This is a genomic window from Planctomonas sp. JC2975 (genome assembly GCF_012985205.1).
Taxonomy (GTDB): domain Bacteria; phylum Actinomycetota; class Actinomycetes; order Actinomycetales; family Microbacteriaceae; genus Humibacter.
Genome location: NZ_JABEKS010000001.1, coordinates 1,534,863 through 1,551,861, shown reverse-complemented (window position 1 = coordinate 1,551,861; position 16,999 = coordinate 1,534,863). Strand labels below are relative to the sequence as shown.

The following is a 16,999-nucleotide window of genomic DNA, read 5'->3' as shown; positions in this document are numbered from 1 at the left end:
GTGCCGCGGATCTGTCGGCCGTGGCGCCGACCTCGCAATTACGCGCGCGTTCGCCTCTGCGTCGCGAATTCGGATGCAGATGATCGGAGCCGATGTGAGAGCCGGCGCAGGCACAATCACGGCGGACGCGGCGGCGGGCGTCCGATCGGTCGACGCGCGGAGAGCGTCACGGTGGGAGTCGGGATCGGGCGTTGAGCGGCGGGCGGTCAGGCCGTTGCGGCGGTCTTCGGTGCATGCGGCGAATCGACCAGCGGGAGGGTCACCTGGAAGGTCGCACCGCCGCCGGGGGTCTCGACGGCCTCCACGGTGCCGTGGTGGGCGCCGACGATCGAGGCGACGATAGCCAGGCCGAGACCGCTGCCGCCGGTCTCGCGGGTGCGCGAGGTGTCGGCCCGCCAGAAGCGCTGGAAGATCTTCTCCCTGATCTGCGGCGGGATGCCCTCGCCGTGGTCGATCACCGAGAGGACCGCGACATCGCGGTCTCGATCGACCGAGACACCGATCTCGATCGGGCTGCCAGACGGGGTGTATCGCACCGCGTTGCCGATCAGGTTCGCGATGACCTGCCTGAGCTTGTTCTCCTCGGCCATCACCAGTGCGCGTACGCGCGGCGGTTCCGGGATGTCTGCCAGCTCGAGCGGAGCCGTCTCCACGCCCGGATCCGCCTTGCGCGGCCGGCGCCGCAGGCGGGCCAGGGTCGCGCCGGCGAACCCGATGGGACCCTGCGATCCCGTGTTCCGGGACGACTCGCCGCCAGCGGAACGCGTGGGGGCCGGTTCCGCTGCGCTCTCCTCCTGGTGGGCATCCGCTGCTCCTGCGATCGACGGCCCCGGCGGGGGCGGAGGCAGGGGCGGCAGTGACAACTGCACGGAGACGGCGCGATCGGGGTTGCCCGCGTTCGCGTCGAGCGCGGCGTCGTGTGCGAGCGGAACGAGATCGACGATGCCGAGGTTGAGCGGCTTCGTCTCGTCGAGGCGGGCGAGCTCCAGGAGGTCCTCCACGAGGAGGCCCATGCGCACGGCCTCCTTCTCGATGCGCTCCATGGCCTGAGCGACCTCTTCCGGCGTCTGCAGTGCACCCATGCGGTAGAGCTCTGCGTAGCCGCGCACGGAGACGAGGGGGGTGCGCAGCTCGTGACTGGCATCACCGACGAACCGTCGCATCTGCTCGATGCTGCGCGCCCGGTCTTTGAAGGCCCGGTCGATGCGGTTCAGCATGGTGTTCAGCGAGCGGTTCAGCCGGCCGACTTCGGTGTTGGGCGTCGCGCCGCCGAGGCGCTGACTGAAGTCGCCGTCGGCGATCTCGGCTGCCGTGCGCTCCACCTCGCGGAGTGGCCGGAAGGTGGTCGTCACGAGGGCACGGGTGAGGAACGCGCCGATGATGACGACGATGACACCGAAGCTGAAGAAGATGGAGAGGTAGCTCGCCAGCGTGTTGTCGAGGGGCGCGGTCGAGATGGCGATGATCGCCGTTCCGTAGGTCGGCGTCTGTCCGCGCAGCTGGACGACGGCGCACACGCTGCGGAAGGATCCGGATCCGTCACGGCTCTGCACCCAGCCGGCGCCCTCGTTCGCGCATGCGGCTCCCTGCTCGAGCGATAAGGAGCTGGGCACGGCGGGCTTCTTGCCGTCCGGAACCGCGGTCCAGTTCTCCTGCATGAGCTGACCGTCTGAGCCGTACAGGGCGACGTAGTAGCTCGCGGTGCCCGCCTGTCCCAACACCGGGCCGCTGGAGGACTTGGCCTGGTCGGGGAGGATGGCGTTGATGCTGTCCGGCTGGGCGGCGATCGCCTTGAGCTGCTGGTCGAAGAGGTTGATCAGCACCGGTTTGAACAGGAGCATCGTGCCGAGGCCGGCGACGAGCAGGCCGAACGTGAGCACGAGCACCGTGACGCCCGTGATCTTCGTACGGAGCGAGATCGAATTCCAGTGATCGAGTATCACTTCGGCTCTCGTCCCTGCCGGGCGCGGCGCGGCTGGGCCGACGCGTACCTTGTTCCAGCGGCGCACGCGGCGCCGCGTCGCAGAGCGAATCGCGTCGTCGAGATTGCAGCCTGCCTCACACGTAGGAGCCTAAGCGGCCCGGGCTGGGAGAACGGCTTGTCACCGCAGAGTGGAATAGGGCCGCCACGAGTTGGCCGACACGACCTAGGACTTCGCGGCCTTCAGCATGTAGCCGAAGCCGCGTTTGGTCTGGATGAGCGGCTCGCTGGAGTGCGCATCCACCTTTCGGCGCAGGTAGGAGATGTAGCTCTCGACGATGCCGGCGTCGCCGTTGAAGTCGTACTCCCACACGTGGTCGAGGATCTGAGCCTTCGACAGCACGCGGTTCGGGTTGAGCATGAGGTAGCGCAGCAACTTGAACTCGGTGGGGGAGAGCTCGATGGGGGTGTCGCCGACGAAGACCTCGTGCGTGTCCTGGTCCATGGTGAGCTCGCCCGCGCGGATGATCGCGTCGTCGTCCGCCTGCATCGTGCGGCGGAGGATGGCCTTGATGCGCGCGACGATCTCGTCGAGGCTGAACGGCTTGGTCACGTAGTCGTCGCCGCCGACGGTGAGACCGGTGATCTTGTCCTCGGTGTCGTCTTTGGCGGTGAGGAACAGGATCGGCGCCGTGTATCCCGCGCCCCGCAGACGCTTCGTGACGCCGAAACCGTTCATGTCCGGCAGCATCACATCGAGGATGATGAGGTCGGGCTCCTCCTCGAGCACCGCGCTGATGGCCTGGGCGCCGTTGCCGACGGCACGCACGGCGAATCCGGCGAACCGGAGGCTCGTGGTGAGGAGGTCGCGGATGTTGGGCTCGTCGTCGACGATGAGGATTCGGGGTCCGGTGCTCATGCGCTCAGTCTCTGCGCGTGGGCTGGAATCTTCCTGTGAGTCTGTCGTGCGACATCCCGTGGAGTGACGTGTGCGAGCCGGGGATCGGCTTGAGGCGCGAACAGTGTGCGCTGTGCACACTCGGGCGCCGATTACTGAAGAATCGGATGCACGCGGGCGCCGTGTCGGCGTGTTCACGAGCACGGCGTCGTCGGCGCCGAATCGACAGCAGTGCAGGGAGGAACCAGATGTCAGCTTCGGAATTCGTCATCGTCGGAGGCGGTCTCGCGGCCGGCACAGCGGCATCCACACTGAGGGACGAGGGCTTCGACGGACACATCACGCTGATCGCCGGAGAGGCGCACAAGCCGTACATCCGGCCGCCGCTCTCCAAGGCCTTCCTCGCGCGGCTCGACGAGTCCGAACTGTGGGTGCAGCCGGATGCCTGGTGGCACGAGCACGACGTCGACGTGCGTTCCGGACAGCACGCGCGCTCGCTGGACACCGACGGCCGCAAGGTGGTGCTGGAGGGTGGCGCGACGGTGCCGTTTGATCGCCTGCTGCTCGCCACGGGCGCCGCGCCGCGCAGGCTGGACGTCCCGGGAGCGGATGCGGAGGGCATCCACTACCTGCGAACACTCGAAGACTCCCGCGGTATCAGAGAGGCCACGGAGGCCGGGGACAAGCGCGTCGTCGTGGTCGGTTCGGGCTGGATCGGCATGGAGGTGGCCGCCACCGTGCGAGGCTTCGGCAACGAGGTGACCGTGGTGTCGCACTCGGAGGTCCCGTTGTCGGCGGCCCTGGACGACGAGCTGGGCGAGGTGTTCGCCGGGCTCCACCTGGATCACGGCGTAAGGCTCGTGCGCGGTGCGGACGTGCAGGCGTTCCGCGTCGCGGATGGGCGCGTGACAGGTGTCGTGCACAGCGCAGGCGAGGTCGACGCCGACCTGGTGGTCGTCGGGATCGGAGCCGTTCCGCTCGTGGGCATCGCGGAGGATGCGGGATTCGAGGTGGAGAACGGCATCCTGGTCGACGCCGGGATGCACGCCGGATTCTCCGACGTTTTCGCCGCCGGAGACGCGGCCGACCCGTTCCATCCGGTGCTCGGGCGGCAGCTGCGCAGCGAGCACTGGGCGAATGCGATCGGCACGGGCCGCACCGCTGCACTCAACATGCTCGATCGCGGCGTCGAGTACGACGACATCCCCTATTTCTATACGGACCAATTCGACCTCGGCATGGAGTTCTCGGGATACGCCCCGCTGATGCCCGGGACCCATGTCGTGTACCGCGGAGACCTGGCGGCGCGCGAGTTCGTCTCCTTCTGGGTGACCGGCGAGGGACGTGTGGTGGCCGGCATGAACGTGAACGTGTGGGATGTGAACGAGCAGGTTCAGGGACTCATCCGTTCCGCACGACCGGTGGACGAGGCTCGGCTGGCGGATCCGACCGTGCCGCTCGGCGACCTCGTGGCGGACGCATGAGCGTCTACCTGCCTCCGCTTCGCACCCCGGTGCGCACCATCGGGGCCCACACCTTCGACTTCTCAGCGCGAGTGGCCGTGATGGCCGTCGTGAACCGCACCCCCGACTCGTTCTACGACCGCGGCGCCACCTTCTCCCTGGATGCCGCGGTGCACGCCTGCCTCGCCGCCGTCGAGCACGGCGCCGACTGGATCGACATCGGAGGCGTGCCCTTCAAACCGGGACCAGCGCTTCCCGTGGACGAGGAGATCGCGAGAGTCGTTCCCGTCGTCGAGGCGTTGCGGCGCGAGTCGGACGTCGTCCTCTCCGTCGACACGTTCGAGTCGGAGGTGGCGCTGCACGCGATCGCGGCCGGAGCCGACGTGATCAACGACACCACGGGCATCCATGATCGGCGGCTCGCCGAGGTGGTCGCCGACAGCGACGCGACGCTCGTCATCACCCATAGCCTGGCGGCGCCCCGCACCGTGTATCCACGTCCGCAGTACGACGACGTGGTGACGGAGGTTGCAGCGTTCCTCGGCGAGCGTGTGGACCTCGCCGTGTCTCTCGGCGTGCCGGAGAACCGGATCGTGATCGACCCTGGCCACGACCTGAACAAGAACACCCTGCACACGCTCGAGCTCACGCGTCGGTTCGACGAGATCGCCGCCATCGGGCTGCCGGCGCTCGCCGCGGTGTCGAACAAGGACTTCATCGGCGAGACCCTCGACGTGGACCGCGCCGACAGGCTCGAGGGATCGCTCGCGGCCGCCGTGTTCTGCGTCACGCAGGGTGCGCGCGTGGTCCGCATGCACAACGTGCGGGAATCGGTCGCCGCCGTGCGCATGACCGAGGCGATCCTCGGCCTGCGGGAGCCCGCGTTTCTCAAGCACAACATGGGCGACTTCAACGAGGAGGCGCTGTAGCGAGGATGACGCGCACGAAGATGGACCGTTCCGCGTGCTGACGATGAAGGGGGAACTGAGTTGAGCTCTGACGGAGACGGGGTGATCGACGCCATCTGGCCGCACGCCGCGACCGCTCTGGACGACGATGCCGTCATCGCCGGTTACGAGCACGGCGTGGCATCACGGTGGGTGCGCGTGAACTTCGTCTCGTCGGTGGACGGGTCGGCGACGCTGGCCGGACGATCCGGCGCGCTCTCGGATGCTGCGGACAAGCGCGTCTTCACCCTCCTGCGACACGTGTGCGACGTGGTCCTCGTCGGTGCAGGCACCGTGCGGGCCGAGGGCTACTCGGGAGAGCTCGTGGATGCCGAGGCGCGGCGCTGGCGCGAGGCGCACGGTTTCGCAGCGCATCCGACGCTGGCGATCGTCACGGGGGAGGCCGCGCTGGATCCCGGGTCAGAGCTGTTCAGGCGGTCGCCCGTTCGACCGATCGTCATCACTCGGGTCTCTGCCGACCGGGACAGAGTGGCGGCGTTGACGGCGGTGGCAGACGTGGTGGAGTGCGGCGGAACATCCGTCGACCTGCGTCAGGCGCTCGACGCGCTCGCCGAGCGCGGGCTGCGACGAGTGCAGTGCGAAGGCGGTCCACACCTGCTCGGGGCCCTCACCGCGGCGGATGCCGTCGACGAGTTGTGCCTGACCGTCAGCCCCGTGCTGGTCGGCGGAAACGGACCGCGGATCGCGACGGGCTCGGAGACGGACAGGTCGCTGCGGGTCGGGCAGGTGCTCCGGTCGGACGACACGCTTCTGCTGCGTTACGTTCGCGCAGACTGAACGGTCGCGCCGCCGTTCGTCTCCCGGTGATCAGGCGGCGATGGCGCCGGCATCGAGGATCGTGTACGAGTACCCCTGCTCCGCCAGGAAGCGCTGCCGGTTCTGCGCGAAATCCTGGTCGACGGTGTCGCGCGCGACGAGCGTGTAGAAGTTCGCGGACAGCCCGGACTCCTTCGGACGCAGCAAGCGACCGAGGCGCTGCGCCTCCTCCTGGCGGGATCCGAAGGAGCCGCTCACCTGGATGGCGACCGTCGCCTCCGGCAGATCAACGGAGAAGTTCGCGACCTTGCTGACGACAAGAACCGGGGTCTTGCCCTCGCGGAACTCCTGGTAGAGGCGCTCGCGCTCGTCCACGGGGGTTGCGCCGGTCAGGGACGGTGCGTCGAGGGCATCCGCGAGCTCGTCGATCTGGTCGAGGTACTGCCCGATGACGAGGATGCGCTCGCCCGCGTGCCGATCGACAAGCGACTTGACCACGCCGAGCTTGGCCGGCGCGGTCGCCGCGAGCCGATATCGCTCGTCGTCGGCGGCCGCAGCATACGAGAGGCGGTCGGATGCCGGCAGGTCGATGCGCACCTCGTAACAGGCTGCCGGAGAGATGAAGCCTTGCGACTCGATCTCCTTCCACGGCGCGTCGAATCGTTTGGGACCGATGAGGGAGAAGACGTCGCCCTCGCGGCCGTCCTCGCGTACCAGCGTGGCGGTGAGCCCGAGCCTGCGCCGCGCCTGCAGCTCTGCCGTGAGCTTGAAGACGGGAGCCGGCAGCAGGTGGACCTCGTCGTAGATGATCAGGCCCCAGTCGAGTGCGTCGAGCAGGCTCAGGTGCGCGTATTCGCCCTTCCGCTTCGACGTGAGGATCTGGTACGTCGCGATGGTGACCGGCTTGACCTCCTTCACCTGGCCGGAGTATTCGCCGATCTCTTCGGCTGTGAGGCTCGTGCGGCGCAGCAGTTCATCGCGCCACTGCCTGGCGGACACGGTGTTGGTGACGAGGATGAGCGTCGTCGTCTTCGCCGTGGCCATCGCCCCTGCGCCGACGAGGGTCTTGCCGGCGCCGCAGGGGAGCACGACCACCCCTGAACCGCCGTCGAAGAAGTTCTCGACCGCCTTCGTCTGGTAGTCGCGGAGATGCCATCCGGACTCATCGAGGTCGATCTCGTGCGGTGTGCCCGGCGAGTATCCGGCGAGGTCCTCAGCCGGCCAGCCCAGTTTGACGAGCTCCTGCTTCAGGTGGCCCCTGGCCCATGCTGCGACCACGTAAGCGCCATCCGTCCGATGCTCGAGCAGGAGCGGTGCAACGCGTTTCGCGCCCGATACCTCGCGGAGCACCGCCTCGTCCGAGCTGCGCAGAACGAGCACGCCCTCGTCGTCGCGCTCGATCACCAGACGTCCGTAGCGGGCGACCGTCTCCTGGATGTCGACGCTGACGGTCTGCGGGATCGGGAACTTCGAATACCGCTCGAGCGTGCCCAGCATGTCGGATGCCTGATGTCCGGCCGCGCGTGCGTTCCACAGCCCCAGCCGCGTGATGCGGTACGTGTGGATGTGCTCCGGCGCGCGCTCGAGCTCGGCGAAGATGGCCAGGTCGTGGCGGGCATCCTCCGCCTGGGGATGCGCCACCTCGAGCAGCACGGTGCGGTCGCTCTGCACGATCAAGGGGCCGTCAGACATAAGAATTCAGTTTATGCGGGTCGCCTGGATCGCGTGCAGCGCGTGCACAGCTCCCTGACGTGCTTCGCGCGCTCTACCGGGTGCTGACGACGTCGAGCACGCGCGTCGGGCTACGGTGTCGTCACCGCGCGGATGCTCGCGACCGGCAGCGTGCGCTCGATGTCGCTGGCCCGGTCGCGGCCGCGCAGCCGGCCCCCGCCGAGGCCAGTCGGCTCGAGCGTGTACTCCAGCTCCCGGCCGTCCGGGAGCGCCACGGTCACGGTGACGACGGTGCGCGAGCGCACAGCGGACTCCAACTGCCTGTTGAGCCACGCCTCCGCACCCTCAGGGCCGTCCGTGCGCTCGGCCGATCGCAGGCGCTGCACCAGAATCTCCGCCGTGTCGGTGTCCTCCCGCGGCTCGGGATGCCCGAGCCTGCGCCTGACCCGAAGCTGCTGTCCTTCTGCGTCCTCGGCGACCACCGGGTAGTGCGCGTCGACGAGCGCCCAGTACACGACGTCGAGCGGGAACCGGCTGACGAGGCCGTCATCGGATCCGGTTCGCAGCCCGAGCGCGGAGACCGTCTGATCCACCGCGATCGTCCTCAGCAGCTGGTCGTCGGGGGAGCGGACGACAGCGCCGGTCTCACGTGCCCTCACCCGCACCCGTCCGAATCGGCCGGCAGCCTCGTCGATGAGGTAAGCGACCGGTTGCGGCAGACCGGTGAGCGAGATGGATCCGATGAACTCACGCAACGACTCCGCCGTCTCTCCCGCTGCGATCGCGCGGTGCAGGGACGACGGCGAGATGCGGAAACTCGCGGCGAGGCCCGTTCCCTCGACATCCGCGAGGGTGCGAAGCCTGGCGTCCAGTGCCGGCAGCAGCGGACCAGGCGCCACGATCGAGAGGTCGTGCTGCACGTAGACGCGGTCCACCTCGGCGGGGAACGCGGCGCGCATGACGTCGGTGGCGGCATCCGGTCCGCGGTCGAGGAGGGTGATACCTGCGGTGCTCGGAGCCGTGCTCGCGGTGATTCCGAGGAACTCCGCGTGCGTCTCGACATCGTTCACCCGACGGTCGAGGGAGGCGTCAGCTGCGGGGTAACGCCACCGCGCGTACCCACGCAGTGCCTCGCCCCACGCGGCCTGCGAGCGCTCGACCATGAGCGGATGGATGTCCTCCGGCACCGACTCCAGCCACGTTGCAGCCAGGCGTCCCCAACGCTCGGGCGTCGTGAGGGATGCCCATGGCTCCGCAGCGTCGGTCGGCAACCAGACTGCGCCTTCGCGGGCGACCAGCCCAGCGCTGCGGGCCAGCCAGTGCACGGTCGGCACGGATCCGACCTCGATGCCGAGGGCTGATGCGATCCTTCGCGCGTCGGGCAGCGCGAGTCCGCCCTTCTGCAGCTCGCGGGCCGGTTCGTGTTCGAGCTCGTAGACGAACTCCGAGACGGCTCCGGCGGCGAGAAAGGCCCGCTCGGCGGCGAGGCGGTCGACGAAGCGCCTGTCCACGCCCGGCACCGAGGCCAGTGCCGCGGGCTTTCCGGATGCCGCGAGCTTGCGCCCCGAGAGCCCTTCCCCGTCGGCCCACGCGGTGAAGCGCGCGGCGACACCCGGGTACAGCGCGACGACCGCATCCGCTGCCCCGTCATCGATCCGGGTCGCGGTCTCCTCGCCGAGCACCGCCGGGTCCGGAGCGGGTGCCTCCTCGGCCAGGAATGCGACGACCAGGGCGTCGAGCGAGGTGCGCGCGGAGGCGGGGGAGACGTTCGCTTCGCCCCAGTCGGTGAGGACGGACGCGATGCGTGCGGCGGATGCGGATCCGTCCTCGTCGACCAATGCGGCGAGGACGGCGAGAACGGGACGGGGAAGCGGGGCGATGGCGTGCTGCACCGAGACGGGCTCGAGAAGGGCGTCGGCCAGGTCGAAGAAGTCCTCGACTCGTGAGCGACCCATGCCCCGAGCGCGGATCAGTTCCCGGAGCTCGGCATCGCCCAGCCCGCCCAACCGCTCCGCCAGCGTGAGTGTGCTGCTCATCGGGGGTCAGACTCCGCCACGCGAGTGCTCCGTTGCCCTACCGGCCGGACTTCCGGTTCTGCCGACTGCGGGTGACGAGGCTCACGATCAGTACCGCGACGATGCACAGGAAGGCCAGCGGGAGAGCCACGAGCGGGAGAAGCTCGACGGTCGGCCAGATTCCCTTTCCCGATCCCTGGTCGGGTCCGGCACCCAACCAGGTTCCGATCATCAGCACCAGGAAGCAGACGATCGAGAGGATCACGAGGCCCGCGCCGATGAATGCCAGTGTGCGTTGTGCGCGCGATACGGGCTGGGACGTCTCTTCGGTCACGAATCAAGGATAATTGACGTTGCGTACAGCACTTCCCCCACCCCGAAAGAGGTCACCCATGCCGACCGGCAAGGTCAAGTTCTACGACGAGGAGAAGGGCTTCGGTTTCATCGCCCAGGACGGCGGTGGCGAGGTCTTCCTCCACGCGTCGGCGCTCCCCGCCGGTGCCGTCGTCAAGGCCGGCGCCCGCCTCGAATTCGGGGTCGCCGACGGCAAGCGCGGCGCGCAGGCGCTGTCGGTGCGCGTCATCGAATCTCGTCCCAGCCTGACGAAGATCAACCGCAAGTCGGCGGACGACATGGCGGTGATCATCGAAGACCTCGTGAAACTCCTCGACGGCATCGGATCCGGGCTCAAGCGGGGTCGGTATCCGGACGCCGCGCACGGCCGCAAGATCGCTGCCGTGCTGCGACGCGTGGCGGACGATCTGGATGCCTGAGCAGCGCGCGGACGGCACCGATCGGGACACGGCCGGCGTGGACGAGGCGACGGCGGTTGCCGACGTGACCGAAGCGACGGAGGCCGCCGAGGAGGCGGCCGCGACGGAACCGAGCGAGCCGCCTGCTCCTGCGCTCGCCGACGAAACCCTGCTCGGCGCGCACGACCTGGCGCGGGCAGCCCTGCTGGAGATCACGACGGAGTCCAGCGTCGGAGCCGTTGCTGGGCACATCGTCGAGGGCGATCACGTGTTGTCCCTTCTCTTCGAATGCACGCTGCTCGGATATCCGGGATGGCATTGGACCGTGACGCTCGCCCGTATCGACGAGGAGACGGATCCCGTCGTCCTCGAGGCCGAGCTGCTGCCCGGTGCCGAAGCGCTGCTGGCGCCGGACTGGGTGCCGTGGTCGGAACGCCTCGCGGAGTATCAGGCCGCGCAGGAGGCCGCGCGGGCGGCGGGCGCTGAGGCGTCCGACGACGACACGGAAGACGAGGCGTCCGCAGACGAGGGCTCCGACGAAGAGCTCGAAGACGGCGACGAGCTCGACGATGACGACGAGCTCGACCATGACGACGACATCGACGGCATCGACATCGACCGGATCGAGCTCGACCGCATCGAGCTCGACGACGAGTCCGAGCCGGATGACGGGTCGGAGGACGATGCCGACGAGGACGACGATTCCGACGACTATTCCGACGAGGACGACGACGATTCCGACGACGACATCGACCTCGAGGCCGACGACATCATCGGCGCCGAATCAGCGGCGCTCGTCTCCGGGAGCGACGACGATCCGATCGGCGGATCGTCCGCGGCGTCTCGAGACGAAGGTGTAGACGAGTCCGATGACGCCGAGGACGATGCCGACGATCGTCGCGGCAACCACCCAGCCGAATCCTGACGCCCTCAGTTCGGGCGCGAAGATCCACGCGACGATCGCGGCCACGACCCAGGCGACCGTGCCCGTGAGAATGGCCGCGTGGTCGTCCGTCTTCATGGGCGGCGGATCAGGGAGCCGCTCGCTGTCCTTCAGCCACAGTCGCATGACGATCTTCCGTTGCTAGCCGATGTGCTCGACGACGTACTCGATGGCGCGGATGAGCCGGCGCACGTCATCCGGATCCACCGCAGCGTACGTGGCGACTCGCAGCTGGTTGCGGCCCAGCTTGCGGTACGGCTCCGTGTCGACGATCCCGTTCTCGCGGAGTACGGCCGCGATCCGCGACGCGTCAACGTCGTCGAAGTCGATGGTGGCCACCACCTGGGAGCGGTCGTCGGGGTTCTCCACGAACGGGTGCGCGTAGTCGACCGAATCCGCCCAGTCGTACAGCGCCCCCGACGACTCGTGGGTGCGCGCGGCGGCCCAGGCCAGCCCGCCGTTGTCGTTGATCCAACGCACCTGCTCGTCGAGCATGATCAGCGTCGAGATCGCGGGAGTGTTGAGCGTCTGGTTCAGGCGGGAGTTGTCGACGGCCTGCTTCAGGCTCAGGAAGTCGGGGATGTAGCGACCGGATGCCGCGATCCGCTCCACCCGCTCCAGCGCCGCCGGCGAGAACAGCGCCAGCCACAGACCCCCGTCGGAGGCGAAGTTCTTCTGCGGGGCGAAGTAGTAGACGTCGGCCTCGGATGCATCGAGCTCTGCGCCTCCGGCCGCGCTCGTCGCGTCGATCACCGTGAGCGCGCCATCGTCGCCGTGGACGCGACGAACGGGAGCCATGACGCCGGTGGACGTCTCGTTGTGGGGCCATCCGTACACATCGACGCCCTCGACGGGCTCTGCCGTGCTCCGCGAACCGACGGGAGCCTCGATGACGTGCGGCGCGTCGAGCCAAGGCGCCGAAGCGGCCGTCGCGAACTTCTGGCTGAACTCGCCGAAGACGAGCGCCTCGGCGCGCTGTTCGATGAGACCGAACGAGGCTGCATCCCAGAACGCCGACGAGCCGCCGTTGCCCAGCACCACTTCGTAACCGTCCGGGATGCGGAAGAGGGTTCCGAGTCCCTCGCGTACACGGCCGACCAGCGAGCGGACCGGCGCCTGACGATGCGAGGTGCCGAGGAGTTCGGTCTCAGCCGCGATGAGTGCTTCGACCTGGGCCGGTCGCACCTTGGAGGGGCCGCTGCCGAACCGGCCGTCCGCGGGCAGTAGGGACTCGGGAATCGCGATCGCAGCCATGGTGTTGATTCTATGGGCGATCGAGGTGCGCTCTGCCTGAGGCGGCTCACGCAGACGCACCCGATCGAGCCCTGGCCGTCGGCGCCGCCCGGGCGGCGCCGGTCAATGTCCGTCGGCGCGCGCCGGTAGGCTGGAATCCGCGCCATCGGCGGCGAGCAGAACACTACGAGGGGAAGCGATGACCGATCTCGTCGACACCACCGAGATGTATCTGCGCACGATTCTCGACCTCGAAGAGGAGAACATCGTGCCGCTTCGTGCTCGCATCTCGGAGCGCCTCGGGCACTCCGGCCCCACGGTGTCGCAGACCGTCGCGCGCATGGAACGGGACGGCCTGGTCGTCGTCTCAGACGACCGCCACCTTGAGCTGACTCCCGAGGGCCGTCGTCGCGCCGTGCACGTCATGCGCAAGCACCGCCTCGCCGAGCGCCTGCTCTCCGATGTGATCGGGCTCGAATGGGAGTTCGTGCACGAGGAGGCGTGCCGCTGGGAGCACGTCATGAGCGAGCAGGTGGAGCACAAGATCCTCGACATCCTCGGACACCCGACCGAGACGCCGTACGGCACGCCCATCCCGAGGATCGAAGACGAGGGCATCGGGCTGCACCGGGTGTTCCTCGACGGCGTGCGCAGCGTGGTCGATGCGACAGCGGCATCCGACGCACCCGTCACGGCCACCATCCGACGCCTCGGTGAGCCGGTTCAGTTCGAGCCGGAGCTTCTCGCGCAACTGCGGCAGGCGGGCATCTTCCCCGGATCGACGGGCACCTTCTCCCGTGCCGGGTCGTACGTCGCCATGCAGATCGACGGTTACACGGACGCTCTCGAACTGCCCAACGAGGTCGCCAGCCACATCTTCGTCACGGCCTGACGGTCGCCATGGCGGTCCTCGCCATGACCATCGCGACCGCCCTGTCGACCCGCACGGATGCCGCGCATAACGCGTCCGCACCACTCTCCCTCCACAGCCGGAACTCGCTTTCCTGTGGCGCGAAACCCCCCGAAAACGATGTGACAAACGAGTGAGGGTCCCGTATTCTCGTACGAGTCCACAGGCCGGAACCCGACCGACGGACCCGGCCCAAGACGCTCCCTCAGCCCGTCTCTTGAGCCTGCGAAGTCGAACTCGCAAGAGATTTCGGACGGGGTGGCTACCTAGTGCCAGCGGAGCGCCGGAGGTTCACACCTTGGCAACATTAGGTACGAGCGGTCCACCCGAGGACCGCGACCCGAGTACTACGAGCAAGGCGATCGATTCTCTGGGCGAGACGACGACGATGTCGCGGCGGAGCCTGAGGGAATCCGATCGCCGGGCCGCCGACGCCGGCGGTCGCCGCTACAGCCGCAGCGGCGCGACAGCGGGAACGAGTGCCGAGAAGCGTTCGCCGTCCACCTCGCCGGTTCCGGCGACCTCGGGCATGGCGAAGCGCAAGCGACGCATGCGGCCGCTCGTGAACCTCGCCGTGATGCTCTTCGCGGGTGGCATCGTCGCCACCATCGCCATCCCCGCGTACGCGTTCAATCCGGCCACGTCGAACCAGGCGTCCTTCGGCACCAACGCACTCGACAGCATGAAGAAGGCGCACTCGCAGTCCGTGCGGGTCTCGGGCGCCATCGATGGCCCAGCCGCCGCCGGTGACACGTTCAGTGCAACGAGCGAGCAGCAGCTCGCGGATCAGAAGGCTGCGACGGAGCGCGCGGCTGCGGCAGCACAGATGCAGGCGTATGCGGCGGCGTACAGCGGCCCATCGGCATCCGACTATCTCGCGAACCCGCCGTACCCGAACTTCAGCCTTGCGCAGGTGTTCTCCGTGGCGCAGCAGTACATCGGAACCCCGTACGTCTACGGTGGCGATACGCCGGCAGGATTCGACTGCTCGGGCTACGTCATGTTTGTGTATTCGCAGTTCGGCATCTCGCTCCCGCACTCCGCCGCACAACAGGGCGCCATCGGAAAGAGAATCTCGATCCAGGATGCGCAGCCCGGTGACGTCGTCATCATGCTTGGTGGCGCTCATGACGGCTTCTACGCGGGCAACGGCAACATCCTCGATGCCCCCGACGTGGGCCGCAGCGTCTCGATCAGACCGATCTGGACGAGCGACTACTACATCGTGCGGTTCGGCATCTGATCCCGGAGCGTGAGTGAACGCACACCCGCGACACGTGACTCCGGCGTGAACAGTGGGTGGCCGCAGCCCAGCGATCGGCGTGCCACAAAGGCGTGACACGCCGATCCTGCGTTAGCCTGATGCCCTGACATCGTTCGTTCGCTTCACCGACCCGGAGGATCCCCGCATGCGAACCATGCGGCATCACAGCCACTACTGCTTCCACCACCACTGTGCGTGGAATCACTAGGCGTCGTCTTCATGACGGCGCCTTTTTTGTTGCCTGAGGATGCCGGAGATCTCCGTACGAGATCTCCGAGAACGTCACGCGGACGAACACGAGAACCCGGAAAGCCATTCCGGTCTATCGAAAGGACACCGATGCGCACACTGGTGCTGAACGCGGGATATGAGCCGCTGGCCGTCGTGAGCTTCAAGCGAGCCCTCGCACTCGTCATGAGCGCGAAGGCGACGGTCATCGAAGTGGATCTCGATCACCCGGTCTGGGCCGTGGATGCGGTTTACGACAGACCGTCGGTCATCCTGCTCACCCGCTACGTGCACCTGCCCCACGGCCGGGCGGTTCCGGTCTCGCGTCGCGGCGTGCTGCGTCGCGACGGGCATCGTTGCGCATATTGCGGCAAGTCGGCGACGACGATCGATCACGTGATGCCGAAATCACGCGGCGGAGCGGATTCCTGGGACAACCTCGTCGCGTGCTGCCTGCGCTGCAACAACGTGAAGGGCGACAGGACGGCCATCGAGATGGGATGGGCGCTGTCGGTCATCCCGCGGATGCCGCACGATCCGGCCTGGATGGTGCGAGGTGTCGAGCACGCCCTGCCCGAATGGCAGGGGTACCTGGTCTCCGCCGCATGAGGCGCCGCACGCGCGCAGCCCAGCCGTCGACCTCGTCCGCTCGAGCGCCGTTCGTGGCTCCGACTGTTCGGCACCGTCCACCTACGGCGGTGCGCGATGGGTCCGAGGTAGTGTGGGCCCTGCTGACCCCACCTCACTTTTATGTTCGACGACCGGGCCGGCGTGGACGCGGCCGCACCTCCCGAGGAGCATGATGATCCCGCTGACCGTTGGAACCGCCGTCGACGACCCTGATCGCCCGGCGGTCATCGATGCCTCCCGCTTCAACAGGCACACGTTCTGGTGCGGCCAGAGTGGGTCTGGCAAGACCTACGCGCTCGGCGTCGTGCTGGAGCAGCTGCTCTTGGAGACGTCTCTGCCGATGGTCGTGTTCGATCCGAATGCGGACTACGCGCACATGCGGGATATGCGTGAGGACACCGAGGCAGCCATGCGCGAGCGATTCGACGCTTTCGATGTGCGGGTCTTCCATTCCAGCACGTCCGAGGAGCCGCAGCTTCACGCTCGGTTCGTCGACCTCAGTGTGCGTTCGCAGGCCGCGGTCGCCATGCTCGATCCGATCCGGGACGGAGAGGAGTACAACGCTCTCCTGCACTTGGACGACTCGCTGTCGCACTACCAGCGCGGCACACTCCTCGACACCCTGTTCAGCTCCGGCGATGAGGCACGACGTCAGCTCGGCATGCGCATCGACAACCTTCAGATCCTCGACTGGCCGCTCTGGGCATTCGGGGGCGATTCGGTCCTGGAGACGATCGACGAACGACCGCGCGTGACCATTCTCGACGTGAGCGGCTTCCCGCACCCGGCCGAACTTCAGACGGCCGCGCTCGCCGTGCTCGAGCATCTGTGGGAGCGGCGCATGGATCGCAAGCCGGTGCTCATCGTGCTCGATGAGGCGCACAACTTCTGCCCGCCCGAGGCCAGGAACAGCGTCGAGGAGCAGTTGACGGAGCAGCTGATCCAGATCGCAGCGGAGGGACGCAAGTTCGGACTGTGGCTGTTCCTGTCCACGCAGCGGCCGACCAAGATCCATCCGAACGTGCTCTCGCAGTGCGACAACCTGGGGCTGATGCGCATGAACTCGCCACGGGATCTTGCTGAGCTCGCGCACGTGTTCGGTTTCGTCCCGCAGCAGCTTCTGGAGCAGTCGTCGTCGTTCGCCAAGGGCGAGGTGCTCCTGGCCGGGGCGTTCTCGGAGGAGGCCCAACTCGTGCGTGTCCGCAGGAGACTGACGGCAGAGGGCGGCAGCGATCTGGCCGTCGAGCCGTCCGTGTGATCGTCCAGGCGCCGTCTCGTCGCACTCGAGGAGAGGCGTCACTCTGCGGAACGCCGAACAGCGCGGCGGTCGTCGGCCGGCGAACCGGG

At 67.9% G+C, this 16,999-nt stretch carries 15 protein-coding genes and 1 pseudogene; 9 read left to right on the top strand and 7 right to left on the bottom strand.

The annotated features are described in order from the left end of the window. Nucleotides 1–206 precede the first annotated feature (206 nt). Nucleotides 207–1,943: a HAMP domain-containing sensor histidine kinase gene (locus HII28_RS07165; RefSeq protein ID WP_170024770.1), complete on the bottom strand. Its 1,737-nt coding sequence runs from the start codon at nucleotides 1,941–1,943 to the stop codon at nucleotides 207–209. 204 nt (nucleotides 1,944–2,147) lie between these two features. Then, nucleotides 2,148–2,840: a response regulator transcription factor gene (locus tag HII28_RS07160; protein WP_170024769.1), complete on the bottom strand. Its 693-nt coding sequence runs from the start codon at nucleotides 2,838–2,840 to the stop codon at nucleotides 2,148–2,150. Nucleotides 2,841–3,067: 227 nt separating this feature from the next. Here HII28_RS07160 and HII28_RS07155 point away from each other — a divergent pair, with 227 nt between their 5' ends. The 3 genes from HII28_RS07155 to HII28_RS07145 all read left to right on the top strand — a co-directional run bounded on the left by HII28_RS07155 (nucleotide 3,068) and on the right by HII28_RS07145 (nucleotide 6,027). Continuing rightward, nucleotides 3,068–4,303, top strand: coding sequence for an FAD-dependent oxidoreductase (locus tag HII28_RS07155; RefSeq protein WP_170024768.1), 1,236 nt, complete (start codon nucleotides 3,068–3,070; stop codon nucleotides 4,301–4,303). Next, the gene (gene folP, locus HII28_RS07150; RefSeq protein ID WP_170024767.1) at nucleotides 4,300–5,211 is read left to right on the top strand and encodes a dihydropteroate synthase; all 912 of its coding nucleotides are present in this window, start codon (nucleotides 4,300–4,302) and stop codon (nucleotides 5,209–5,211) included. Before HII28_RS07155 ends, folP begins: the two co-directional genes overlap by 4 nt. Nucleotides 5,212–5,292: 81 nt before the next feature. Then, the gene (locus HII28_RS07145) at nucleotides 5,293–6,027 is read left to right on the top strand and encodes a pyrimidine reductase family protein (protein ID WP_346769226.1); all 735 of its coding nucleotides are present in this window, start codon (nucleotides 5,293–5,295) and stop codon (nucleotides 6,025–6,027) included. Nucleotides 6,028–6,057: 30 nt separating this feature from the next. Here the strand turns inward: HII28_RS07145 and HII28_RS07140 are convergent, their stop codons facing one another. The 3 genes from HII28_RS07140 to HII28_RS07130 all read right to left on the bottom strand — a co-directional run bounded on the left by HII28_RS07140 (nucleotide 6,058) and on the right by HII28_RS07130 (nucleotide 10,026). Then, complete coding sequence (locus tag HII28_RS07140; protein WP_170024765.1) at nucleotides 6,058–7,698, bottom strand: DNA repair helicase XPB; 1,641 nt, start codon at nucleotides 7,696–7,698, stop codon at nucleotides 6,058–6,060. 110 nt (nucleotides 7,699–7,808) lie between these two features. Next, nucleotides 7,809–9,713, bottom strand: coding sequence for a helicase-associated domain-containing protein (locus HII28_RS07135; protein ID WP_170024764.1), 1,905 nt, complete (start codon nucleotides 9,711–9,713; stop codon nucleotides 7,809–7,811). A 37-nt stretch (nucleotides 9,714–9,750) separates the two neighbouring features. Next, nucleotides 9,751–10,026: a hypothetical protein gene (locus HII28_RS07130; protein ID WP_170024763.1), complete on the bottom strand. Its 276-nt coding sequence runs from the start codon at nucleotides 10,024–10,026 to the stop codon at nucleotides 9,751–9,753. Nucleotides 10,027–10,084: 58 nt separating this feature from the next. Here HII28_RS07130 and HII28_RS07125 point away from each other — a divergent pair, with 58 nt between their 5' ends. Both HII28_RS07125 and HII28_RS20150 read left to right on the top strand, forming a co-directional pair. Next, nucleotides 10,085–10,465, top strand: coding sequence for a cold shock domain-containing protein (locus tag HII28_RS07125; protein WP_170024762.1), 381 nt, complete (start codon nucleotides 10,085–10,087; stop codon nucleotides 10,463–10,465). Further along, nucleotides 10,458–10,892 (top strand): annotated as a pseudogene (locus HII28_RS20150) (DUF3027 domain-containing protein); the annotation flags it as partial. The gene HII28_RS07125 and the pseudogene HII28_RS20150, both read left to right, overlap by 8 nt. A gap of 336 nt (nucleotides 10,893–11,228) precedes the next feature. Here the strand turns inward: HII28_RS20150 and HII28_RS20145 are convergent. Further along, a complete protein-coding gene (locus tag HII28_RS20145) occupies nucleotides 11,229–11,465 on the bottom strand; it encodes a DUF2530 domain-containing protein (RefSeq protein ID WP_240977642.1) in 237 nt (78 codons plus the stop codon). 63 nt (nucleotides 11,466–11,528) lie between these two features. Further along, nucleotides 11,529–12,641 carry a phosphoserine transaminase gene (gene serC / locus HII28_RS07110; protein WP_170024760.1) on the bottom strand — a complete coding sequence of 371 codons (1,113 nt, stop codon included), beginning with the start codon at nucleotides 12,639–12,641 and terminating at the stop codon, nucleotides 11,529–11,531. Nucleotides 12,642–12,819: 178 nt separating this feature from the next. Here serC and HII28_RS07105 point away from each other — a divergent pair, with 178 nt between their 5' ends. The 4 genes from HII28_RS07105 to HII28_RS07090 all read left to right on the top strand — a co-directional run bounded on the left by HII28_RS07105 (nucleotide 12,820) and on the right by HII28_RS07090 (nucleotide 16,910). Then, nucleotides 12,820–13,512: a metal-dependent transcriptional regulator gene (locus tag HII28_RS07105; RefSeq protein ID WP_170024759.1), complete on the top strand. Its 693-nt coding sequence runs from the start codon at nucleotides 12,820–12,822 to the stop codon at nucleotides 13,510–13,512. A gap of 316 nt (nucleotides 13,513–13,828) precedes the next feature. Next, a complete protein-coding gene (locus tag HII28_RS07100) occupies nucleotides 13,829–14,773 on the top strand; it encodes a C40 family peptidase (RefSeq protein ID WP_170024758.1) in 945 nt (314 codons plus the stop codon). A 360-nt stretch (nucleotides 14,774–15,133) separates the two neighbouring features. Next, nucleotides 15,134–15,631 carry an HNH endonuclease gene (locus tag HII28_RS07095; protein WP_170024757.1) on the top strand — a complete coding sequence of 166 codons (498 nt, stop codon included), beginning with the start codon at nucleotides 15,134–15,136 and terminating at the stop codon, nucleotides 15,629–15,631. A 190-nt stretch (nucleotides 15,632–15,821) separates the two neighbouring features. After that, nucleotides 15,822–16,910: an ATP-binding protein gene (locus HII28_RS07090; protein WP_240977265.1), complete on the top strand. Its 1,089-nt coding sequence runs from the start codon at nucleotides 15,822–15,824 to the stop codon at nucleotides 16,908–16,910. Nucleotides 16,911–16,999: the final 89 nt, after the last annotated feature.